This window comes from Arthrobacter sp. Cza30 (assembly GCF_059090765.1).
In genome coordinates, this window is the sequence record NZ_JBNHGA010000002.1 from 377,097 (window position 1) to 399,419 (window position 22,323).

General features: G+C 69.5%; 20 protein-coding genes. 15 read left to right on the forward strand and 5 right to left on the reverse strand.

The window, feature by feature from the left end; translation table 11 throughout:
- Window positions 1-50: 50 nt before the first annotated feature.
- From AC5RVZ_RS07035 to AC5RVZ_RS07050, 4 genes are all read left to right on the forward strand, one after another.
- Complete coding sequence (locus tag AC5RVZ_RS07035; RefSeq protein WP_494065056.1) at window positions 51-1,487, forward strand: DUF5129 domain-containing protein; 1,437 nt, start codon at window positions 51-53, stop codon at window positions 1,485-1,487.
- A 152-nt stretch (window positions 1,488-1,639) separates the two neighbouring features.
- Window positions 1,640-1,984 (forward strand): ArsR/SmtB family transcription factor, encoded by a 345-nt coding sequence (locus AC5RVZ_RS07040; protein ID WP_494065057.1) that lies wholly within the window; start codon window positions 1,640-1,642, stop codon window positions 1,982-1,984.
- Window positions 1,977-2,432, forward strand: coding sequence for an SRPBCC family protein (locus AC5RVZ_RS07045; RefSeq protein ID WP_494065058.1), 456 nt, complete (start codon window positions 1,977-1,979; stop codon window positions 2,430-2,432). The genes AC5RVZ_RS07040 and AC5RVZ_RS07045 overlap by 8 nt, the downstream gene beginning before the upstream one ends.
- Window positions 2,433-2,616: 184 nt before the next feature.
- Window positions 2,617-3,018 carry a VOC family protein gene (locus AC5RVZ_RS07050; RefSeq protein ID WP_494065059.1) on the forward strand — a complete coding sequence of 134 codons (402 nt, stop codon included), beginning with the start codon at window positions 2,617-2,619 and terminating at the stop codon, window positions 3,016-3,018.
- A 48-nt stretch (window positions 3,019-3,066) separates the two neighbouring features.
- On the opposite strand, the gene AC5RVZ_RS07055 is transcribed toward AC5RVZ_RS07050, so the two are convergent.
- Genes AC5RVZ_RS07055 through AC5RVZ_RS07065 form a run of 3 tightly spaced genes read right to left on the reverse strand, consistent with a single transcriptional unit; the run spans window position 3,067 to window position 6,075 of the window.
- Window positions 3,067-4,020, reverse strand: a complete 954-nt coding sequence (locus AC5RVZ_RS07055) for an ABC transporter permease (protein WP_494065060.1) — start codon at window positions 4,018-4,020, stop codon at window positions 3,067-3,069.
- Window positions 4,010-4,975: an ABC transporter ATP-binding protein gene (locus tag AC5RVZ_RS07060; protein WP_494065061.1), complete on the reverse strand. Its 966-nt coding sequence runs from the start codon at window positions 4,973-4,975 to the stop codon at window positions 4,010-4,012. Before AC5RVZ_RS07060 ends, AC5RVZ_RS07055 begins: the two co-directional genes overlap by 11 nt.
- The gene (locus AC5RVZ_RS07065) at window positions 4,972-6,075 is read right to left on the reverse strand and encodes a LolA family protein (protein ID WP_494065062.1); all 1,104 of its coding nucleotides are present in this window, start codon (window positions 6,073-6,075) and stop codon (window positions 4,972-4,974) included. Before AC5RVZ_RS07065 ends, AC5RVZ_RS07060 begins: the two co-directional genes overlap by 4 nt.
- A gap of 480 nt (window positions 6,076-6,555) precedes the next feature.
- On the opposite strand from AC5RVZ_RS07065, the gene AC5RVZ_RS07070 reads away from it, so the two are divergent.
- On the forward strand, window positions 6,556-7,698 hold the full coding sequence (locus AC5RVZ_RS07070; RefSeq protein WP_494065507.1) for an acyl-CoA dehydrogenase family protein: 1,143 nt from the start codon (window positions 6,556-6,558) through the stop codon (window positions 7,696-7,698).
- Window positions 7,699-7,823: 125 nt separating this feature from the next.
- Here the strand turns inward: AC5RVZ_RS07070 and hrpB are convergent, their stop codons facing one another.
- Window positions 7,824-10,511, reverse strand: a complete 2,688-nt coding sequence (gene hrpB / locus AC5RVZ_RS07075) for an ATP-dependent helicase HrpB (protein WP_494065063.1) — start codon at window positions 10,509-10,511, stop codon at window positions 7,824-7,826.
- A gap of 185 nt (window positions 10,512-10,696) precedes the next feature.
- On the opposite strand from hrpB, the gene AC5RVZ_RS07080 reads away from it, so the two are divergent.
- The 9 genes from AC5RVZ_RS07080 (at window position 10,697) to AC5RVZ_RS07120 (ending at window position 20,736) form a co-directional block, all read left to right on the forward strand.
- The gene (locus AC5RVZ_RS07080) at window positions 10,697-11,113 is read left to right on the forward strand and encodes a ChaB family protein (protein ID WP_494065064.1); all 417 of its coding nucleotides are present in this window, start codon (window positions 10,697-10,699) and stop codon (window positions 11,111-11,113) included.
- A gap of 163 nt (window positions 11,114-11,276) precedes the next feature.
- On the forward strand, window positions 11,277-12,212 hold the full coding sequence (locus AC5RVZ_RS07085) for a transposase (protein ID WP_494065065.1): 936 nt from the start codon (window positions 11,277-11,279) through the stop codon (window positions 12,210-12,212).
- Between the two features lie 106 nt (window positions 12,213-12,318).
- The gene (locus tag AC5RVZ_RS07090; RefSeq protein WP_494065066.1) at window positions 12,319-12,924 is read left to right on the forward strand and encodes an isochorismatase family protein; all 606 of its coding nucleotides are present in this window, start codon (window positions 12,319-12,321) and stop codon (window positions 12,922-12,924) included.
- A 297-nt stretch (window positions 12,925-13,221) separates the two neighbouring features.
- On the forward strand, window positions 13,222-14,337 hold the full coding sequence (locus AC5RVZ_RS07095; RefSeq protein WP_494065067.1) for an NAD(P)-dependent alcohol dehydrogenase: 1,116 nt from the start codon (window positions 13,222-13,224) through the stop codon (window positions 14,335-14,337).
- A gap of 68 nt (window positions 14,338-14,405) precedes the next feature.
- Entirely contained in the window at window positions 14,406-15,863 is a 1,458-nt protein-coding gene (locus tag AC5RVZ_RS07100) for a benzaldehyde dehydrogenase (protein WP_494065068.1), read from the forward strand.
- A 232-nt stretch (window positions 15,864-16,095) separates the two neighbouring features.
- A complete protein-coding gene (locus tag AC5RVZ_RS07105; protein WP_494065069.1) occupies window positions 16,096-17,082 on the forward strand; it encodes a S1C family serine protease in 987 nt (328 codons plus the stop codon).
- A 175-nt stretch (window positions 17,083-17,257) separates the two neighbouring features.
- A complete protein-coding gene (locus AC5RVZ_RS07110; RefSeq protein WP_494065070.1) occupies window positions 17,258-18,511 on the forward strand; it encodes an amidohydrolase in 1,254 nt (417 codons plus the stop codon).
- Window positions 18,512-18,524: 13 nt separating this feature from the next.
- Window positions 18,525-20,054, forward strand: coding sequence for an MFS transporter (locus AC5RVZ_RS07115; protein ID WP_494065071.1), 1,530 nt, complete (start codon window positions 18,525-18,527; stop codon window positions 20,052-20,054).
- A gap of 82 nt (window positions 20,055-20,136) precedes the next feature.
- On the forward strand, window positions 20,137-20,736 hold the full coding sequence (locus AC5RVZ_RS07120) for a protoglobin domain-containing protein (RefSeq protein WP_494065072.1): 600 nt from the start codon (window positions 20,137-20,139) through the stop codon (window positions 20,734-20,736).
- 18 nt (window positions 20,737-20,754) lie between these two features.
- Here the strand turns inward: AC5RVZ_RS07120 and AC5RVZ_RS07125 are convergent, their stop codons facing one another.
- Complete coding sequence (locus AC5RVZ_RS07125) at window positions 20,755-21,225, reverse strand: hypothetical protein (protein WP_494065073.1); 471 nt, start codon at window positions 21,223-21,225, stop codon at window positions 20,755-20,757.
- A gap of 183 nt (window positions 21,226-21,408) precedes the next feature.
- Here AC5RVZ_RS07125 and AC5RVZ_RS07130 point away from each other — a divergent pair, with 183 nt between their 5' ends.
- Window positions 21,409-22,314 (forward strand): sulfite exporter TauE/SafE family protein, encoded by a 906-nt coding sequence (locus AC5RVZ_RS07130; RefSeq protein ID WP_494065074.1) that lies wholly within the window; start codon window positions 21,409-21,411, stop codon window positions 22,312-22,314.
- Window positions 22,315-22,323: the final 9 nt, after the last annotated feature.

Here is a 22,323-nt window from a genome sequence, read left to right on the forward strand (position 1 = left end):
GTGTAGGGTGCCCGTGAACACATATGCCACGGAACCAAGGAACGGAACACATGAAGAGGACGATCGGCGCACTCGTGCTGGTGCTGGCCGGGCTGCTGGGGTCGGCCCCGGCCGCCCACGCTGAGACCCCCACCGAGGTGGTCGTGGAGGACAACGCCGGTGTCCTTGACCAAAACACGCTGCTGCCCGCCGTGGAGGCTATCGACTTCTATGAGCCCACCAGTGTTGCCATCTACACCTACAACGGCTCTGCCTCTGCCAACCTGAATGAAGAGGTGCTGCGTTTTGCCCGCGCGGAGCGCCCGGAGTGGCTCAGCCCCGACGGCCAGAAGTGGGCGGACGGACTCTTCATCTTCGCGCTGGATCCGGTCGGCCGGTGGGTCGGAACCTACATGGGCGAGGACCGCAAGATCCCGCTTGAACAGCGCGAGGACATCCAGGAATCCACCAAGGAGCTGTTCCGGGATGCCCAGTGGACGGACGGAACAATCGCCGGCATCGAGCGCGGCGCGGAGCTAATCAACCGCCCGTGGTACCGCTCCGGGGTCTTCATCGGCAGCCTCTGGGCGGCGGGCATCGCCCTCGCCGGGTCCTTCGGGGTCCGCTACGGAGTGCGTCGGCAGAATCTACTCAGAGGACGCCGCGAGATCGAACGCGGGGACCGCAGCTACTCCAACGTATCCATGGATCTCGACGCCACGGAGGTCAACGCGAACACCATTCCCACGGGGTCGGAATACGGCTCGCGGGTGCTGGAAAAATACCGCGGCTTCATGACCGGCTACACGGAAGCCAGCAAGCTCAACGACAGGGTGCACGCCCTGAGCGAGAAGGAGCTGAAATCGGGCAAGAACGTCAAGATTGCCGCCGAGTACGCGCGTATCGCGTCGGAGCTGGACGCGCTGGATGACGTCATAGCCGATACGAACACGTTCCTGAACCTTGCCTCGGGATGGGAGCGCGCCTGGGACCGGCAAGTGGCGCCCTTGCGCGAGGACGTGGACGGCATCGATTCGCTGCTGCAGGAGGGGCCCGAGACCGCACGCTCTTCCGCGACGGCTGCCGCGCTGCGCTCCTTCCGCGACCGGACACTCGGTGACCTGGAGGACTGGGCCGCCGGGCTCGCCGACGGACGGACCACGCCGGACGCCGCGCTGCGCTTGGTACAACAGAGCCGGAGCGAATTCACCGACCTGCTCAAAGCACACGCGGACACGGTGATTGACGCGTATGCCAAGACGTCCTCGGAGAAGGACAAGATGCGCGAGGAGATGGACGAAGAACTCAGCAGCGGTGAGCGGGAGTCCTCCCCCACGATCCTGGACACCGTGTACCCGCCGCACATGTTCTATTCGGCATACTCCTTCAGCGCCGGCTACGGCTATGCACAGAGCAGCGTCGATTCTTCCCGCAGCACCGGCAGCACCACCGGTTATGGCAGCAGCGGCGGGAGCTTCAGCGGCTCGGGCAGTTCGTCGCGATTCTAGGACCGGGGGAACAACGAGGGTGCGGTCGCCGCCCCCCCGTTTCCGGAGGGGCCGAGCCGCGCTCGCGGCCTCCGCGGACGCATTCTTTTGCTCTTGACGCGTCCGCGTACCGGCGTAAAGTTAAGGCATCACTTACGTAAGGAGTTGCTTACATGGCAGGGGTTGCGGACGAACTCAGCCTCGTCTTCGCGGCGCTGGCCGACCCTACCCGCCGGGCCATCCTGTCCCGGCTGCGGCAGGGTTCGGCCACGGTCGGGGAACTGGCAGAGCCGTTCCGGATCAGCAGGCCCGCGATCTCGCAGCACCTGCGGGTGCTGCAAAATGCCGGGCTGATCGAGCGCACAGCCACCGCACAGTGGCGCACCTGCACTCTGCGCACCGAGCCCCTGGACGACGTTTCGGCCTGGATCGACCACCACAGAGGTCTCTGGAACGAGCGCTTTGACCTATTGGACGAGCGGCTCCGCCAACTCAAGGAAGAAGCCGGAAATGACTGAGCAAACCACCACCCGGGACAAGCAGTTCACCATCACCCGCGTCTTCGACGCCCCGCGCGAAACCATCTGGCGGGCGTGGACCGATCCGGACGAGGCCGCACGCTGGTGGCATCCGCGCGAAGTGGACAGCCCGCGCGAGTTTGTCAGGATCGACGCCCGCGTCGGCGGCACCTACGAGTACAAGATGATCGCGCCGGACGCCAGCGAGTACCCCACCGCCGGCGAGTACCTGGAGGTTGTCGAACCGGAGCGGCTGGTCTTCACGTGGGCCTCCCCCGGCGACCGCCGCGAAGACTCCCCGGTGATCACGGTGGAGCTGGCCGAGCTGGAGGGCGGCCGCACCGAGATGACCTTCCACCTGCGCGGCATCGACGGCTTCGCCGGCGACAACAACGTCCACGATGGCTGGAGCGAAGCCTTCGACATCCTCACGGAGCAGCTCGGCTAGCCGGCAGAGCTACTTCCCCATCACGACGGCGGGGCGCGGCTTGCGGGCCGCTCTCCGCCGTCGCCGCTTGTCCGGATCCCGCCAGACCGGCCGCACCGCTGACGCAGTCGGCCCTCTTGACACTTCCCGGCAGGACAGCATGATTGGAGACCATCAGCATCCGCGTCCAGCGAAGGAGCCCGCCATGGCCCGTCCCGTGCACTTTGAGATCCAGGCAGAAGACCTGGAACGAGCCAAAAACTTTTACGCAACCGTGTTCGGCTGGACGTTCGAGGACTATTCCCAGGTCACCGGCACTCCCTACTACGGAGTCGTGACCGGCCCGGAGGACCAGCCCGGCATCAACGGGGGCCTCATGCAGCGCCCCGCCCCCACCCCGGACACCGGCCAGGGCACCAACGCCTGGGTGGTCACCATGGAGGTGGATGACTACGACGCGACCGAACGGAAAATCCTGGAAGCGGGCGGCCAAACGGCCCTGCCGAAGTACGCGCTGCCGGGAATGGCGTGGCAGGGCTACTACCTGGACACGGAAAATAACACCATCGGCATCCATCAGCCCGACGAACAAGCCGGGATGTCGTAACCAACCTTAAAGCGGCGGACCAGCGTCCACCTCCGGCGTCGACCGGCTCTAGGACAGCACGTCCTTGGTGGTAAAGCGGCCGTAGGCGAGCGAGCAGGAAACGGCGATGTAGGCGCCCTGCAGTAGGGCGTTGGCGCCGAAGGCGTCCCAGGAGATGGGCTGGCGCAGCAGATCGGCGAAGCTGAGCCAGTGGTGCGTGAACAGCCACGGGTGCAGCCACTCCAGCTGCGGCAGGGCGCCGACAATCTGCGTGACGACGGCCAGCACGGCCGTTGCCGCCATGGCGCCGACGGGGACCTCGGTGAGGGTGGAGATGAAGAGCCCGATGGCCGCCAACCCGGCCAGCGACACGGCAACGTAGGCCGCCACCAGCAGCAGCCGAAGCAGTGACTCGCCGACGCCGATCGTGTCGCCGGACAGCAGGGTCACCGGTCCGACGCCGAAGAGCAGGCCGCCGATCAGTGCGCCGGTGACCGCGATGGCGAGCGCCGCCGCTATGCAGAAGGCCACCGCCGCACCGTACTTGACGGCCAGCAACCGCAGCCGGCCGGCGGGGGCGCTGAGCAGGTAGCGCAGGGTGCCGTGGCCCGCCTCGCCGGCGATCGTGTCCCCGGAAACGACGCTGACGGTCAGCGGCAGGAACAAGGGGATGGACACCACCAGCCCGGTCAGCGCCACGAACAACCCGTTGTCCGTGATCCGGTTGAGGAACGGTGGACCGCCGCCGGGCCCTCCCTCGTCCGCAGCGAACCGGACCACCACCGCGATGAGCGTCGGGACGGCGGCCAAGGCCAGCAGCATGGCCCACGTCCGGCCGCGTCGGAACAGCACGCTGAGCTCGGAACCGAAGAAGGCCCACCCGGCGGACTTGCCGCCCTCCCGCCCCTGGGCCGGAGGTGCCGCCGAAGCGCCGGGGTTTTCCTCGTCGGCGGCCTCGACTTCCACGATTTCGGGTCCCAGCCGGCGGTCGCCACCCGGGCTCGGCTGCTGCTCACTGGACAACGTCGAATCCCTCCCCCGTCAGCTCCACGTACCGGTCCTCGAGGCTGCTTGCCTCCACGGCGAACCCCCGGATCCGCACGCCGTCCGCCACGAGGGCGGCGGCGATGTGCTCGGGCAGCAGACCGCTTTGGTTCATCGGGGCGTTCACGTGTCCGTCGAGCGCGGCGTCCGGGACCTCGGGTTCCAGGCCCAGCCCGCGCAGCACGCCGCGCGCGGCGTCGATGTCGGGGGTCTGGATGCTCACATGCGTGAGGCCTGCCCGGCGCACCTCGTCCAAAGCCCCCTGTGCCACCAGCCGGCCGGCGCGCATGACGGCCGCGTGCGTGCAGATCTGCTCCACCTCGGAGAGCAGGTGGCTGGAGACGAATACCGTGGCGCCCTCCCCCGCCAGCGAACGGACCAGGCTGCGGACTTCGCGGGTGCCCTGCGGGTCGAGCCCGTTGGTGGGCTCGTCCAGCACCAGGAGCTGGCGCGGCATCATCAGGGCGTTGGCGATGCCCAGCCGCTGCTTCATGCCCAGCGAGTAGGCGCGCACCTTCTTGTCCGCGGCGTGGGTCAGACCGACGCGCTCCAACGCCCTGCCGATCCTCGCCCGACGGGTCTCTGACGGGGCATGGCGGTCCGCAGTGTCCAGCCGGTGCAGGTTCGCGGCACCGGACAGGAAAGGGTAGAACGCCGGGCCTTCGATCAGGGCTCCGACCCGCGGAAGCACGTCCCGCAACGACCCGGGCATGTCCTGCCCGAAGATCCGGACGCTCCCGCTGGTGGCAGCGGCCAGCCCGAGCATCACCCGGATGGTGGTGGTTTTCCCCGAGCCGTTGGGACCCAGGAAGCCGAAGACGGAGCCGTGCGGGACGGCCAGGTCAAGGGAGTCGACGGCGGTCTGTCGGCCGAAGCGTTTGGTCAGTCCGGAGGTCTCGATGACCAGCGCGGCAGGGTTGCCGCTGCCGTTCACCGGGCCTCCGCGGCTGCCTGCAACGACTCGAACGGGACCGACCCGGCCAGAACGCGGCCGTCGTCGGTCAGGTACACGGTGAGCAGGGCGGTGGAAATCAGCCGGCCGCCGTCCACCGCTTCGGTCGCTTGGGCGAGCAAGGGCGAGCCTTCCCAGCCCTCCGGCAGGGCCCCGGCGGGTACTTCCGCCACCGTTTCCCAGCCGGAGCCATGCAGGGTGACGTCATCCCTCGGCGCGGCGGCACCGTCGTCGTGCTGCCCATGGCGTCCGGACGGTGGCTGCTCTCCGTGCCGCGGCACGGCCTTTTCGGTGACGCTGGCACCGGGCGGCGGGGTGAACTCGAACAGGCCCTGGTCCGGGGCCTCGAGGCTCAGCTTGCTGAAGCCCAGCTGGAACGCCGGGTCCTGCTGTCCCCGGGCAGCGACCCGGAGGCTGAGCGGCAGGCCGGTCTCGGCGTCGACGGCGACGGTCACCGATCCCACCAGCGTGGCCGTGCTGTTCGGCTCCACCAGCAACTGATAGGCGCTGCGCCCGGCGACCTCGGTATCGGCGCCGACGGACACCTTCGTTTCCGGACCGATCTTGGCCAGCAGGTGATCGGCGAGCTGTTCGGGAGTGTAGGCGCCACCCGGGCGGGACGCGCCGTCATCGTGATTCTTGCCCGCGTCCGCGCAGTCGGGCAGCGTCAGGTGGACCGCCTCGTTCTCCTTGGAGCTGTAGACCCAGGCCTCGGTGCCGTTGCGGATCACGTCGCGCTCCGCAAAGCGGTCGAAGAGCTGCAGCCGGGCCTGGTCCGGCCCGTCCAGGTAGACGCGCGCGGTGCGGGAACCGGTCAGCAGTTCCAGCGCCTCGGCCACCTGTCCGCCCTCGTCCGCGGGCAGGTCCTCGGGAAGTTCCGGCAGCCCCAGCGCGGAGTCCTGTGCCAGCGTGCCGGAGAGCTCTCGGACGTCGCTGTCCGCCACGAATTCCAGCAGCTGCTGCGGGGTCTTGTCCGGCAAGTCGGTTGCGGCGTTGGCCTGCAGGGAACCGGTGAGTACCCCGCCGGCAATGACTGCGGGCACGACGGCGGCGGGCAGCCAGCGCTTCCACGTCCGGTCCATGGCACATCACCTTTTCTGCTGCTGCAGGACTCGCTTCCCAGCCTACGCTTCCCGCCTCGCCGGGTCACCAGTCACAGCGAAGCCGATCCGGATGCCGGTCTGCGCCGGCCCCCGCGCTCCAGAGCGGCCGGCGCAGGGTGCTGGCGTTCCGCGCCAAGCTCCTGAGCGGCCGATAGTCGACACAGGCCCGTCGCGGAAGGCTGTTCTGGCACAGTTCGGCCGCCCTGGAGGATCGCGGCCGTCGCCGATGTCCAGTAACTGCTCCTGTTGCTTGGCAGCGCGCTCCGATCGGCCGGGACGCACGCTGGAGACCGGCCCGCACACACGCCGGGGATCATGCTTGTCAGGCCCCTGTTGCCGTGTTGTAGTTGACTCACGCAATGACATGGACGCAGCGCAGCGGCCCGGCGAACCCGGTCTGGCTGCGGCAATCCAGGAGCCGGTCCGCACCCAGGCCGGTAGCCGGAGGGGTGAGTGGCGATGGTTGTGCAACGGTTGTTGCCGACGGAGGAAGCACAGGACCTGATCGAGTTGGTCCGCGACATCGCGGACCGCGAGCTGCTGCCGCAGGCGGCCGCGGCCGAGGCCGCCGAACGATTCCCGCGCGGGGTCTTCCGGATGCTGGGGGAAGCCGGGCTGCTCAGCCTGCCCTACCCGGAGGAGTTCGGCGGAGGCGGCCAGCCCGCCGAGGTCTACCTGCAGGTCCTGGAGGAACTCGGCGCCGCGTGGGGCAGCGTTGCAGTGGGCGTCAGCGTCCATGCCCTCTCCTGCTTCCCGCTGGTGCATTTCGGCAGCGACACGCAGCGCAAGACCTGGCTGCCGGACATGCTCTCGGGCGACACCCTGGGTGCCTACTGCCTTTCCGAATCGCATGCCGGCTCCAACCCGGCGGCGATGCGCACCCGCGCCGTCCGGAAGGGCGAGGGCTACGTGATCCGCGGCGCGAAGGCCTGGACCACGCACGCCGGTGAGGCCGATTTCTATACGGTCATGGCCAGGACGTCCGACGATCCGCGGCACGGGATCTCCTGCTTCCTGGTGCCGGCCGACGCCGAAGGACTGAGTGCGGCCCCGCCGGAGCACAAGATGGGGCTGACGGCCTCCACCACGGCGACGATGAACTTCGACGACGTCTATGTCCCGGCCAACCGCCTGATCGGCGAGGAAGGCCAGGGCCTGGCGATCGCCTTCGCGGCGCTGGACTCGGGCCGGCTGGGCATTGCGGCGGTGGCCGCCGGGCTGGGCCAGGCTGCGCTGGACTTGGCCGCCTCCTACGCCAACGAGCGCGAGGCCTTCGGCAAACGGCTGATCGAGCACGAGGGGCTGGCCTTCCTGATCGCCGACATGGCGGTGGAGGTGGAAACCGCGCGCGCCATGTACCTAGCGGCGGCCCGGCTGAAAGACGCCGGCCTTCCCTATGGCCGGGAGGCCTCGATCGCCAAGCTGGTGGCCACCGACAACGCGATGAGCGTGACGACCAATGCCGTGCAGGTGCTGGGCGGGGCCGGCTACACCCGGGACTTCCCGGCCGAGCGGTACATGCGCGAGGCCAAGGTCATGCAGATCTTCGAGGGGACCAACCAGATTCAGCGGCTGCTCATCTCCCGCCACTTCATCCGCTGAGGGACGGTACCGCCCCGCGGGCGCGGCCCGCTTGAGTGCCGCACGCCGGCCCGGCCTGCTTGAGTGCCGCATGCCCGGCGGTCGGCGGGCGTTCGACGTCCAGGCCCGGGCGGCACGCCCGCCCGTTACCTCCGGTGTTTGGTCCGTGCGGTGGCCGGGGCGGTCCACGGGTCCTCCGGCCACGGGTGCTTCGGGTAGCGGCCGCGCATCTCGGCGCGGACCTGCGCGTAGGGACCGGACCAGAAAGACGACAGGTCGTCGGTGACGGCCAGCGGCCTGCCCGCGGGCGAGAGCAGGTGGAACAGCACGGGGACGCGACCGCCCACCAGCCGGGGCGTATCCGACCAGCCGAAGCACTCCTGCAGTTTGACCGCCACCACCGGCCGCTCTTGGCCGTCACGTTCCGGGTAGTCGATCCGCACCCGCGAACCGCTGGGAACCTCCAGCCGCTCCGGCACGAGCTCTTCGAACCTGGCCGCTTCCGGCCAGGGCAACAGCCTCCGCAGAGGCTCGGCCAGGTCCACTGCGGCGGCCGGCTTCCCGCCGGCGAGCGCCTCCAGTTCCGGTGCCAGCCAATCGGACAGCCGTCCCAGCAGCGCCTCGTCGGCGACGTCCGGCCAGGGCGTTCCCAGTTCGCGGTGCAGCAGGGCCAGCCGGCGGCGCATCCCCCTCGCTGCCTCCGACCAGCCAAGGATGCCCAGCCCGCGCTCTTCCAGGGCTCGGGCCACCGCCTGCCGGCCCTCGTCCCGCGACGGCCGGACCGGTGCCGAGGAGAGCACGATGGCGCCAAGCCTGCGTTCCCGGCGGGCCGCGAGTTTGCCCGACTCGAAGCGAGCCTCCACCCGGTCGGTCGTCAGGTGCCGCGCAGCCGCTGCCGCCGTGTCCTCCGCCAACGGGGCGGCTGCGCGGATCACCGCCCCGGTGCCTGCCGCGTCGCGGCCCTGCGCCCGGGACACCTCGGCCACAGCCAGCCACTCCTGCCCGGCCAGCGGACTGCCCGACGGCAGCCCCGCACGGGTCCCCGATGCCAGCAGGTAGGTCTGCCCGGGACCGGGGACGCGGCGGGCGACCCGGTCGGGGAAGGCCAGTGCCACCACGAAGCCGGCATGCTCCGCCGCGCCCACCTCTCCGGTGGGAGGCACGACGGCGGTGGCCTCCTGCCGTGCGATGCCCTCCAGCCGCTGCGCCTCCTCCCGCCAGCGCCGCGCGGCGGGGTCGCCGCGGCCTGCCGAACGCAGCCGGGACAGCAGCATCGTGAGGTCGGCCCCGGGTGCCCGTTCCTCGCCGGAGACCATGGCGACCACTTCGGCGGCCACCTGCCGGCCCACCACCGCTGCGCCATCCAGCAGTGCCCGGCCCAGCCGGGGATCGGCCGGGACCCGGGAGAGGACACGCCCCACATCGGTGGCCCGGCCGCCGTCGTCAATAGCGCCCAGCTCATGCAGCGCGCGGACGGCGTCCGCCATGGCCGGCGCCGGCGGCGCGTCCGGAAGCTGCAGCCCCTCGCCACCCGGGGCGCCCCAGCAGGCCAGCACCAGGGCGGCACCGGTGAGGTCGGCGACGGCGATCTCCGGGGTGGGGTGGGCGGGCGCGGCGCCGAAGGTCTTCGGTTCGTAGCAGCGCACCACGGTGCCCGGCCCCTGGCGGGCTGCGCGGCCGGCGCGCTGGTCGGCGGAAGCGCGCGAGGCCGACACCGTCACCAATCCGGACATGCCGCGGGCGGCGTCCCGGCGGGGTTCACGCGACAGCCCGGAGTCGACGACCAACCGCACGCCCGGCACGGTGAGCGAGGACTCGGCCAGCGAAGTGGAGACGATGATGCGCGGCGGCCCGCCGGGTTCCCGGCCGGAAACGGCGCGGTCCTGCGTGGCCGGATCCGCCTGCCCGTGCAGCTCCAGTACATCCGTGCCGGTGCCGGCGCCGCCCGTGCCGCCGCGGACCCTGTCCCGGATCGCCGCGGCCACCTGCTGCACTTCCCAGGCTCCCGGCACGAACACCAGGGCGTCCACCGAGGGGTCGTCCGCGAGCGCCTCGGCGTGCGCGGCCGCTGCCGTAAACGCGACGTGGTTCAGGAAACCGCGGGCCACTCCCCGCCCGTCCAGCCGCGGCACCGAGGCCGGAGCCCACCTCACCGCCAGGGGATGCAGCGCAGAAGGACAGTCGACCACCGGGGCCGGGCCGGCGCCGTCGTCCGCGCCGATCAAGGCGGCGAAGCGCGGCGCGTCCAGGGTGGCCGACATCGCCACCCACATGAGGTCACCGCGCAGCTGGCGGACCTCGCCGAGCATGCCGACCAGCAGGTCGGTCTCCAAGCCGCGCTCATGCACTTCGTCCAGGATCACCGCGTCGGTCCCGTCCAGGCCGGGATCGGTGAGCAGCCGGCGCAGCAGGATCCCCGGGGTGACGAATTCAATGAGCGTTTGCGGGCCCGCCCGGCGTTCCCCGCGCACCGTATAGCCGACCCGTTCGCCCAGCCGGCTGCCATCCAGCGCGGCCAGGCGCCTGGCGGCGGAACGGGCGGCGACGCGGCGGGGCTGGGTGACCACGATGCGCGGCCGGCGGCCCGCCGCGGCAGCGGCCACCAGGTTGGCGACCAGCGGCGGAACCAGGGTCGTCTTGCCCGTGCCCGGCGGGGCCTGCACGACGGCGGTGCCCGTCCGGGTGCCGGCGGTTGCGGGTTCCACGGCAACCGGGCCCGTCAGGGCGGCGGCCAGATCGTCCAGGGAATCGGCGAAGACCAGGCCTTCGCCCAGCGCGGCCAGGTCGAAAAGGACGTGGCGGCGCGCGGGTTCCTGCGGGGTTGACTGGCTCACCCTTCCATTGTGCCGGTGCCTCTGGAGCCCTCCGGCATCGCGGCCGCTCCCCGTCGGCGGGCGGCGGTCCCGCCGACGTTGTTCGCGCTTCCAGACCCCGGCACATCTCCCTTGGCAGCGCCGGCGAACTGTGCCACGTTGGAGGTGGAATGGCGAACAATCCTTTCTGAAGGGACGTGGTTCAGGTGCCGAAGACGACGAAGAGCGGCAAGCCGAAGCAGACCGAATTGCCCAGCACGCTCCAGCGGTCCGGCAAGAAGGCCCAGGAGACCTTCGCGGAAGCCCATGATTCCGCCGCCGAAACGTACGGCGACGAGGAGCGCGCCCACCGCGTGGCCTACAGCGCGCTCAAGCACACGCACGAGAAGGTGGGCGACCACTGGGAGCCGAAGGAAAAGAAGGGCCCCTCCGACCCGCAGGCCGAGGGCGGCGCCGGCACCTCGCGCGAGACCAAGGGCGGGGTGGACGCAAACGCCTCCAAGCAGCACCTCTACGATCTGGCCAAGAAGCTTGACGTCCCCGGTCGGTCGAAGATGGACAAGTCCGAGCTCGTCGATGCGCTGCGCAAGGCCAACGACCGGGAGACCAGGAACTCCCGCTAGCCGCTGAGCGCCCCGCTTCTGCCGCCGGCATGCCGGTCGAGGTGGTCGCCGCCGCCGGACTCCGGGGCATGGGTGCGGGCGCCTTGTCCCGGGCCGGGCCTGCTTGCACCACCGGCTTGGCCGGAAACAACAGGGCCCCAGCCGCTCCTATTAGGCTGGGCACATGGACCTGGAGAGCGCGGCACGAGAGCTGTACGCGCTGCTGCCCGGGGAATTCACCGCAGCCCGCAACGCCAGGGCCAAGGAGGCAGCCCAGGACGGCCACAAGGACCTCGCCGGGCAGATCAAAGCACTGGCCAAACCGTCCGCCGCGGCCTGGTTGATCAATCTCCTGAGCCGGCAGCGGAGCGCCGACATCGCGGGAATCGTGGACTTGGGCCACGCCATGAGCGAGGCCCAGGAACAGCTCGATCCGCAACAACTGCGCCGATTGGGTGACCAGCGCCGGGAACTGTTAGCCGCCGTAGCGGCGGAGGGCCGGAAGCTGGCCGATGAGCTCGGGCAAAAGGTGAGTGCCGCGGCCGTCGCCGAGGCGGAGCAGACGCTGCATGCGGCGATGGCAGATGCCGGTGCGGCGGCGGCCGTAACCAGCGGCCTGCTGACCGAGTCGCTGTCGTCGAACGGGATCGATCCGGTGGACCTGGAGGGCCGGGTGGCCCTGCCGGGGGCTGGCGCTCCCCCGGATGCGGGTGCCGAGCCGGCGCCACCCCGCCAGCCGAAGCGGTCCTCGCGGGATGAACTCGCCGAGCGCCGGGCCGCCAAGGCCGAACGGGCCGCCAAGCAGGAAGCCGAAGAGGCCGAGCGGCGGCGCCGGCAGGCCCAGGCGGCGCTGGACAAGGCGGAGCAGCGCAAGGAAGACGCCGAGGCATCGGAACAGAAGGTGCTGGACAAGCTGGACCAACTGCAGAACCGGCGGGACGAACTCGTGGGCGAGCTCGCCGAACTGAAGCGGCGCATCGAGGAGCTGGAACGCGAGGTCGCCTCGACCGACCGCAAGATGGAGGCTGCCGAGGAAGACCTGGTGTCTGCCGCCAGGACCGCCGACCGGATGCGCAAGGCCGCCGCCGCGGCCCGCCGCGAGCTCGACGACCAGGACTAGCCGCGCGCGGTCATCGTGGGGGCGCCATTGGCGTGAACATGTAGCCTAGGTCCCAGATCCGGCGGGCTGAATGCCCGGACCGGCCAGAGCCGACAGGGGGCCCAACATGTGGCGCATCGATGTGGCCAGGACCGCACTGCTGATGATCGACATGCAGAACGATTTCGTGCTGGAAGGCGCGCCGATGGAGGTGCCCATGGCACGCCACCGGCTGCCGGAAATGGTGACCGCCGCCGCGGCCTGCCGGCAGGCAGGGATTCCGGTCATCTACACCCGCCACGTTCTGCTGGATACATTCGACGTTTCGCCGTTGGAGACCACCTACAACCAGCGGCTGCGGGCGGCCGGCATGCGCCGCGGAACCAGCGGAGCTGAGATCGTCGAGGAACTCAAGCCCGAAGCCGCCGACTACGTGCTGGACAAGCACCGCTACGACGCGTTCCACAACACGCAACTGAAGAGCGTCCTGGCGAGCATCCGCGGTTTGAACACGGTGGACACGGTGATCATCGCCGGCACGCTGACCGAGGTGTGCTGCGAATCGACCGCGCGCAGTGCCTACATGAATGACTACAAGGTGGCGTTCCTCTCGGACGCCACCGGCGGCCGGTCGGAGGCTGCCCAGGCCGCCACCCTGGACGCCATCGGCACCTTCTTCGGCCGGGTGATGAGCACCGCCGACATGGAAGCGGAAATCGGAACGACGGCGTAGCTGGCCGTCACCGTGGCAGCCGTTGGCGCCGGACTGTATCGCTCGGGCGACTGGGCGTGATCTGGCGCCGCCGGGCTCCGGGCCACCCGGCACCCGGGGGCATTCGGCTCTTCCCCGTCGGCTGCGGCTCTATCTGCCATGGACGTTGCCGCCGAGCCTGCGATAGACCGGGAGGGTGTCCAGTCGACGGCGGCCGAGCGGGATCGGTCCAGGTGCCCCTTGGGACTTTTCCTCCGTTGTGAAACGTTGAATAAGTGACACGTCAACATAGCCGGCAAGACCGTAAGGAGCATGGCAATGAAGATCAATGCGCTGGTAGTCGAAGAAAAGGGTGCCCCGTTCGTCCCCGAGCAGCTGGAGCTGGACGAGCCCGGTCCGGGCGAAGTACTGGTCAAGGTGGCCGCCGTCGGCCTCTGCCATACGGACCTGATCACCCAGGCCGGCGACATGCCGCTGCCGCTGCCCGGCGTGCTGGGCCATGAAGGCTCCGGCGTCGTGGAGGCTGTCGGGGACGGAGTGACGAATGTTGCCGTGGGCGACCACGTCATCATGGGCTGGGCGTACTGCGGCGAATGCAGGAACTGCCTGCGCGGCGAGCACCGGTACTGCCTGCGCCTGGGCGAAGCGCTGGTGAGCGGTGCCCGGTTCAAGGGTCCCGACGCCGGCGAGTCCGCCTATACCCGGGCCGACGGAGGCAAGGTCTCCGGCCACTTCTTCGGCCAGTCGTCCTTCGCCGACTACTCGCTCGCCCTGGCGTCGTCGCTGGTGAAGGTGGACAAGGACATCCCGCTGGAACTGCTCGGGCCGCTGGCCTGCGGCATCACGACGGGTGCCGGCGCGGTGTTCAACACGGCCAGGCCCGAACCCGGCCAGTCGCTGGTGGTGTACGGAGCCGGCGCCGTGGGCCTGGCCGCCATCATGGCCGCGAAGAACACGCCCGCGGCCACGATCATCGCCATCGAACTGCACGATTCGCGGCTGGAACTGGCGCGCGAACTCGGTGCCACCCACACCATCAATTCCGGCAACACCAACGCCCTCGAGGAGATCCAGCGCATCTGCGGCGGCCCGGCCGACTACGTGCTGGAGTGCACCGGCAACATCAACGTGGTTGAAGAAGCCGCGGACGCCGTGGGCATGCTGGGCACGCTGATCCTGATCGGCGGCGCGCCGGCGCAGGCGCGGTTCTCGGTGGACCACCTGCGCACGCTCTGGGGCAAGCGGATTATCGGCACCCTCGGCGGTTCCAGCACCTCCGCCCAGCTGATCCCCGGACTCATCGCCCTGTACAAGGCCGGACGGTTCCCCTTCGACAGGCTGGTGAAGTACTACGGGTTCGACCAGATCGACACGGCCGTCGCCGATTCCACCGCCGGCGGGACCATCAAGGCCGTCTTGAAGGCCGCCGACTGAAACCCTTACCTGCCCGGCCGCGTCGCCGCGGCCTGCACAACCATGCAATCAACCTGAAAGGACGGGATATGTCCCTGCTTAATGCCTCCCTGTGGGAGGGCAAAATCCATGTCAACGGCTGGCGCGACGGCGGTGCCGGCACCGCCGCTTCGGTGGAGCCGGCCACCGGCGAGACCCTGGGCCATTACGGGCTGGCCTCGGTCGAGGACGTGCAGGAAGCGGCAGCAGTGGCTGCCGCGGCGCAGAAGGACTGGGCCGCCCGCAAGCCGGAAGAACGCGCCGCGGTGCTGCGCCGCGCCGGCGCGCTCTGGGAGGAACACGCCGAGGAAATCCAGTCCTGGATCGTGCGCGAATCCGGCGGCATAGGCCCCAAGGCCGGGCTCGAAACCCACATCGCCGCCAACGAATGCTACGAAGCCGCCGCGCTGCCCTCGCTGCCGGCCGGCGACGTGCTCACCTCCAACGAGGACCGCTGGTCCTTCGCCCGCCGCCGCCCCGTCGGCGTGGTCTCGGTCATCGCGCCGTTCAACTTCCCGCTGATCCTCTCCATCCGCTCCGTCGCCCCCGCCCTCGCCCTGGGCAACGCGGTGCTCCTCAAACCCGACCCCCGCACCGCCGTCTGCGGCGGCGTGAGCCTGATGCGCGTCTTTGAAGAAGCCGGCCTGCCCGCCGGGCTGCTCTCCCTGCTGCCCGGCGGCGCCGACATCGGCGCGGCCGTGGTCGAAGCCCCCGAAGTCCGGGTCATCTCCTTCACCGGCTCCACCGCCGCCGGCCGGAAGATCGGCGAATCCGCCGCCCGGAACCTCAAACGCGCGCACCTGGAACTCGGCGGCAACAACGCCATGATCGTGCTGCCCGGCGCGGACCTGGCCAAGGCCGCCTCCGCCGCCGCGTTCGGCTCCTTCATGCACCAGGGCCAGATCTGCATGACCACCGGCCGGCACATCGTCCACGAGGACATCTACGAGGACTACGTCGCCGCCCTCGCCGAGAAAGCCAGGAACCTGCCGGTCGGCGACCCCAAGACCGGCACCGTCGCGCTCGGCCCGATCATCGACGAGCACCAGCTCAAGCGCATCGACTCGATCGTGCAGGCCGCGGTCGCCGGCGGCGCCCGGCTGGCCGCCGGCGGCACCAACGACGGCCCGTTCTACTCCCCCACCGTGCTGGCCGACCTCGACCCGGCCAACACCGCGTGGAAGGACGAAATCTTCGGCCCGGTCGCCCCGGTGATGAAGTTCTCCACCATCGACGAGGCCGTGGAACTGGCCAACGCCAACGAGTACGGGCTCTCGCTCTCCATCCTCGGCGACGTGGGCCTGGCCATGCAGATCGCCGACCGCGTCGATTCGGGCAAGGTCCACATCAACGAACAAACCGTCTCCGACGAAGCGAACTCCCCCTTCGGCGGCACCAAAAACTCCGGCAACGGCTCCCGCATCGGCGGCCACCAGGCCAACATGGAATCCTTCACCGAAACCCAATGGCTCACCGTCCGCCCGGACATCGCGCAGTACCCGTTCTGATCCCGTCCTGAGTACCGCGACGGCGGGCGGCCGGCACCCGGCCGGCCGCCCGCCGTCGCGTGTTAACTCCCGGTTCGGGCTGCAACGTTTCGCCGGCCGGCGGGAAACGCGTTACGAATACCCGGCGCAGGACCGCCCCGCTCCCGGTTCACTGAAGGCGTAGCGGCAGCCGGATTAAACCGGGCCATTCTGCGGTTCCATGGAGAGCAAGCAAAGCTCCCGGAGGTGGGCCGTGAACACAATCCCGGAACCGCATGCCGACCCGCAGGCGGCACACGCCGCCCAGGACCCGCTGGACTCGTATTCGGCGTCCGTGGTGCGCATAGCGGAGACCGTCACGCCGCACGTGGCGGGCATTCAGATGGACGTGCGACGCCGGGACAGGACCTTCCCCTCCGGCGGCTCGGCCGTGGTGTTCACCGAGGACGGCTACCTGCTCACCAACGCGCACGTGGTGGCGAACTCCGACGGCGGCCATGCGGCCTTCGCGGACGGGTCACGCACGGACGTTGACGTGGTCGGCGCGGATCCGCTCTCCGACCTCGCAGTCCTGCGCGGCCGGCTCACGGTGCCGCGCCCGGTCGAGCTGGGCGATGCGTCCAAGCTGCGCGTAGGCCAACTGGTCGTCGCCGTCGGCAGCCCGCTGGGCCTCTCCGGCTCGGTGACGGCCGGGGTGGTCAGCGCGCTGGGCCGCTCCATCCCCGTCGCCGCGGGCCGGAACCGGAGGGTGATTGAGGACGTCATACAGACGGACGCCGCCCTGAACCCGGGCAGTTCCGGCGGCGCCCTGGCCGACGCCTCCGGACGGGTGGTCGGGATCAACACGGCCGTCGCCGGGATCGGACTCGGCCTGGCCGTGCCGATCAACGCCACGACCCGCCGGATCATCTCCGCGCTGCTGGCCGACGGGCGCGTGAGGCGCGCCTACCTCGGCCTGGTGAGTACGCCGCTGCCGCTGTCCCCGCGGGACATCATGCGGACCGGCGAGCGGAACGCGCTGCGGGTGGTCGAGGTGCTGCCCGGCTCCCCCGCCGAGCAGGCCGGACTGCGACCGGGCGACCTGGTGATCCGGGCCGCCGGCCAGCCGGTGGCCAGTGCCCAAAGCCTGCAGCGGCTGCTCTTCGCGGATGCCATCGGCATCGAGTTCCCGCTGGCCGTGCTGCGCGGCGGGTCCGTGGTGGAGCTGACCGCCTGGCCGGTGGAAATGTCAGCCGGTTAGGTGAGGGGCCGCCGCCCTTGCCCCGCCGTGCCCGGCACCCGCGCCCGGATGAGGAATCGCGAGTGGCCGGGACACCGCCGTCGTCGTTGTGTCTGAGCGGCCCGAGTCCTACCGTTGGAGAAAGCGCGCCTAACCAGCCGGCCCCCACTTCGGCCGGCGGACCAGGAGGGCAACCATGGCGATCACGGACGGCCTCGCCGGCTCACTGGAGCCAGAGCTGGGCTGGCAACGGGACCTGTACAAGGACCTGCACCGGAACCCCGAGCTCAGCATGGAAGAACACAACACCGCCGACCTGATCGCCAGGGAGCTGACCGGCTTCGGCTACGAGGTCCAGCGGATCGGCGGGACGGGCGTCGTCGGGGTCCTGGCCAACGGTTCCGGCAGCACGGTGCTGGCACGGGCGGACATCGATGCGCTGCCGGTCGCCGAGGCCACCGGCCTGGACTACGCAGCCGAGACCACCGCGAAGCTTCCCGGGGGCGGGACCACCGGAGTCATGCACGCCTGCGGCCATGACATGCACATCGTGTCCCTGCTGGGCGCGGCAAAGCTGATGGCCGGGCACAGGGACGGCTGGGCGGGCACCTACGTGGCGCTCTTCCAGCCGGGAGAGGAGACGGCCGCCGGGGCCCGGGCAATGGTCGACGACGGCCTGGCCGCCAGGATACCCACACCCGACGTCGCCTTCGCCCAGCATGTGATGCCCACCGAGGCCGGAAAGATCGGCACCACGGCCGGCCCTATCCTCTCGGCCGGCGACTCCCTGAAAATTACGGTCTACGGGCGCGGCGCCCACGGCTCCATGCCCCACAACGCCGTGGACCCGGTGGTGCTGGCCGCATCGATCGTGCTGCGGCTGCAGACCATCGTGTCCCGCGAGACCAAGCCGGGCGAATTCGCGGTGGTGACCGTCGGCGCCTCCAACGCGGGTACCAAGTCCAACATCATCCCGGACCGTGCCGAGCTGCTGCTGAACCTGCGCACGTACGATCTGGTGCTGCGGGAACGGATCATGGCATCGATCGAAAGGATCGTCCACGGCGAGTGCGCGGCCGCCGGATCGCCCCGCGACCCGGAGTTCGAGTACTACGACCAGTTCCCGCTGACCAGCAACGACGCCGAAACGACCGAGCGCATCACGGCCGCCTTCACGCGGCACTTTGGGGGCGATCAGGTTTACCATGCCGAACCCGTCACGGCCTCCGAGGACTTCAGCCGGATTCCGGATGCCCTCGGGGTGCCCTACACCTATTGGACGGTCGGCTCCGTGCCGGCCGACGTCTACCGGAAAGCCGTGGAGAACGGCACTGTCTCCGAAGACATTCCGGCCAACCACTCACCGTTCTTCGCTCCCGCCATCGACCCGACGCTCTCGGTCGCCACCCAGGCTCAGGTCGTTGCAGCTCTGGAGTACCTGGCACAGTAAGGGGTCGTTTGCCATGACCGAATCCACCACGGCCACCGTCCGCACGGACTGGAAACCCACCGACAAGTGGCTGCTGGGCATCGTCCTGGCCGTCATCAATTTCTGGCTCTTCGCTCAGACCCTGCTCAACGTCATCCCGGGGATCCAGGACCAGCTTGGGGTCGAACAGACGCTGGCCAACCTGGCCGTCTCCATCACGTCGCTGTTTTCCGGCATCTTCATCGTCGTCGCCGGCGGACTCGCCGACCGGATCGGCCGGGCCAAGATCATGTACGCCGGGATCTACCTCAGCATTCTCGGTTCCCTGCTGATCGCGCTGACACCGGAAAACCTCGGCGGCCTCACCGACTTTATGCTGCTGGGCGGCCGCGCGATCCAAGGCCTGTCCGCCGCGTGCATCATGCCCTCGACCATGGCGCTGATCAAGAGCTACTACGAGGGCAAGGACCGGCAGCGGGCGCTCTCGTATTGGTCCATCGGCTCCTGGGGCGGCTCGGGCTTCTGCGCCCTGTTCGGCGGCCTGATGGCCACCTCCTTCCTGGGCTGGCGGTCCATCTTCTGGATCTCGATCGTGCTGTCCGTGCTGGCGCTTTTCCTGCTTCGCGGCACGCCCGAGTCGCGGGCCGCCGCCGATCCCGAGGCCGCCGGGCACCGCTTCGATTGGGGCGGGCTGGCCTGCTTCATCGTCATGCTGGTGGCCATCAACGTGTACATCTCCCAGGGACCGGCCATCGGCTGGTTCAGCTGGCCGGGGGTCGCACTGGTGGCCGCTTTCGTGGTGTTCGGCCTGCTGTTCCTGCAGATCGAAAGCCACCGCCACTTCGCGTTCGTGGACCTGAAGCTCTTCAGAAACGGCACCTTCACCGGCGCGACGCTGTCCAACTTCCTGCTCAACGGCGCCGCGGGCACGCTGATCGTTTCGCTGGGACTGGTGCAGGTGGCCGCCGGGATGAGCTCGCTGCAATCGGGCCTGCTGACGCTCGGCTACCTGATCGCCATCCTCGCCACCATCCGGGTGGGCGAGAAGCTGCTGCAGCGCTTCGGCCCGAAGAAGCCGATGCTGTGGGGCAGCATGATCACCGGCGTCGGCATCCTGCTGTGCTCCGCCACGTTCCTGCAGATCGAGGAGTACATAGTGCTCACCGTCATCGGGTTCACCCTGTTCGGCGTCGGCCTGGGGTTCTACGCCACCCCGTCCACCGACGCCGCCCTGTCCAACGTCCCGGACGCCCAGGTGGGTGCCGCGTCCGGCATCTACAAGATGGCGTCCTCGCTGGGCAATGCCATCGGGGTGGCCATCTCCGCGGCACTGTATGTGGCCGCGCAGGCGGTGAACCCGGAACTCATCCAGTCCTGGGGCCTGTTTATCGGCCGCCAGGACAACGTGGCACTGCGCTTCGGCGGGGCGGTCGGGCTGCTGTTCAACGTTTTCATGGTGGTGGTCGCCATCGCCTCGATTATCGTCACGGTCCCCGCCACCAGGAGCAAGGAGGAGGAAGAGGCCCGGCCGGACGTGGTCCCGCCGCCGGCCTTCGGCAACTAGGCATCGTTGACCCCACCGGCGTCGCGGAGTATAAATGGCCGTTCAAGGCGCCGGTCCCAATCCTTCCAGCGGAGGCACTGCCATGTCGGTCCATGCATCCAGCGGTTCAAACATCCCGGGCTACGAGTACGGCACGGTGGCCCATTCACCGGTCACGCTGGCCGAACTCGAGGAGCTCAAGGCCAGCGCCATGTTTGGCGACGACGACGCCGCCCTGCTGCACCGGGCCGGCGAGATCCTTGACGGCCAGGTGGAGGACGTGCTCGACGTCTGGTACGGATTCGTCGGCGGCCAACCCCACCTGGTCGCGCACTTCTCCCGGCCCGACGGCCCGCCCATCGAGGACTACCTGAACGCGGTCCGCCTGCGGTTTGGCCAGTGGATCAGGGATACCTGTACCAAGCCCTACGACCAGGAGTGGCTGGACTACCAAAACGAGATCGCCCTGCGGCACACCCCCGAACACAAGAACGAAACCGACCACGTGGGGTCCACCCAGGTCGTCCCGCTGCGCCACCTCATCGCGCTGATCGGGCCGGTGGTCACCACGATGCGGCCGTTCCTGGCCGGCGGCGGTGATCCCGTCGAAAACGTGGACGCCATGCAGCAGGCCTGGCTGAAGGCAGTGGTCCTGCAGATCGCGCTCTGGTCCCGGCCCTATGCCCTGCCGGGCGAGTGGTGACGGCGCCCGGTCGAAGGATCAGCGCCGACGTTCCTCACGTCCGGCCTCGGTCGCCGGCAGCCAGCGGCGTGCCGCGGCAACGAGCAACAGGACCAGCAGGATGATCAGGATGACGTCGGCGGCGATGTAGAGGTAGTGCAAGGCGGACCCGCCGTCATCGGTGCCGGCGAGCACCATGTCGGTCCGGCGGTTGAGCAGCGGCCGGATCGCCATCACTTTGGCCAGCAGCACGACGACGGCGCCGCCGACCAGCGCCCAGAACCTGCGGTCCACGCGCTGGCCCACCAGGGACAGCACCAGCAGCGCGGCCAGGACCAGCTCCACGATGTTCATCGCGGTAAAGACCAGTCGGCCGATCCCCAGTCCCAGCGGGATGGTAATGCCGGGCGCCTGGAACTTCAGCGGCGCTTCGATCAGCGAAATGCCGACAATGAGGCCCAACCAGAGGGCCGGCAGCACCAGCCGCGCCGCCAAACGTACGCGAACCATGATGAACCTCCCGGTCAATTCCCATCCTACGTTTCCGCGTGAGCGGCACGGGTGACCCCGCACCTTCCTCAAGGTTTGCTCAAGGATGCGCGCCCGCGAGGGATTGCTATCGACAGGGCGCCGCGGTGTCCATACACTCCAAACTCTAGTGACTTACTAGAGTTTCGAGGAAGGGCACGCACGATGCGCAATCTACTCCTCCTGGCCATCGTCGGTCTCCTCGCCCAGACGGTCGACGGCTCGCTCGGCATGGGCTACGGCGTGACCTCCTCCAGCCTGATGATCGCCGTGGGCATCGCTCCCGCTGCGGCCAGCGCAGCAGTCCACCTCGCCGAGGTCGGCACGGCGCTGATCTCCGGTTTCGCCCACCACAGGTTCGGCAACGTCGACTGGCGCATCGTCGGAATCATGGCGGTCCCCGGGGGCATCGGCGCCTTCATCGGAGCCAACTTTCTGGTCAGCCTGCCGGCCGACGTCGCCAAGCCGTGGGTTGCCCTGCTGCTCTTCCTGCTCGGTGCCTACGTCCTGTTCCGGTTCCTGATCCTGTCCGGCCGCCGCCCGCAGTTCAAGGGTCAGGTCAAGGCCGCCTTCCTGATGCCGCTTGGCCTCGTCGCCGGCACGATGGACGCCATCGGCGGCGGCGGCTGGGGGCCCATCGGCACCACCTCGCTGCTGTCCACCGGCAAGATGGAACCCCGCAAGGTCATCGGCTCGATCTCCGCCACCGAGTTCATCGTTGCGCTCAGTGCGTCCTTGGGCTTCCTGCTCGCGCTCGGACGGGAGGGCATCAACTTCGCCTGGGTTCTGGCCCTGCTGGCCGGCGGCGTCATCGCGGCCCCCGTCTCGGCGTGGCTGGTACGGCACCTGGCCGCGGCGGTCCTCGGCGTGGCAGCCGGAAGCCTCATCATCCTGACCAACGCCAAGACCATGATGGAGACCTGGGGCGGGGCGGAAAGGAACTCCGGACCGGTCTGGCTCACGCTGGCCGTCCTGGCGGTCGCGGCCGGCCTGGTGATCACCCAGGCCGTCCGCAAGGAGGTGCGCCGCCGCCACGAGGAGGACCCCGCGCGGGAGCTCGCCGGTGCCTGAGACAATGGG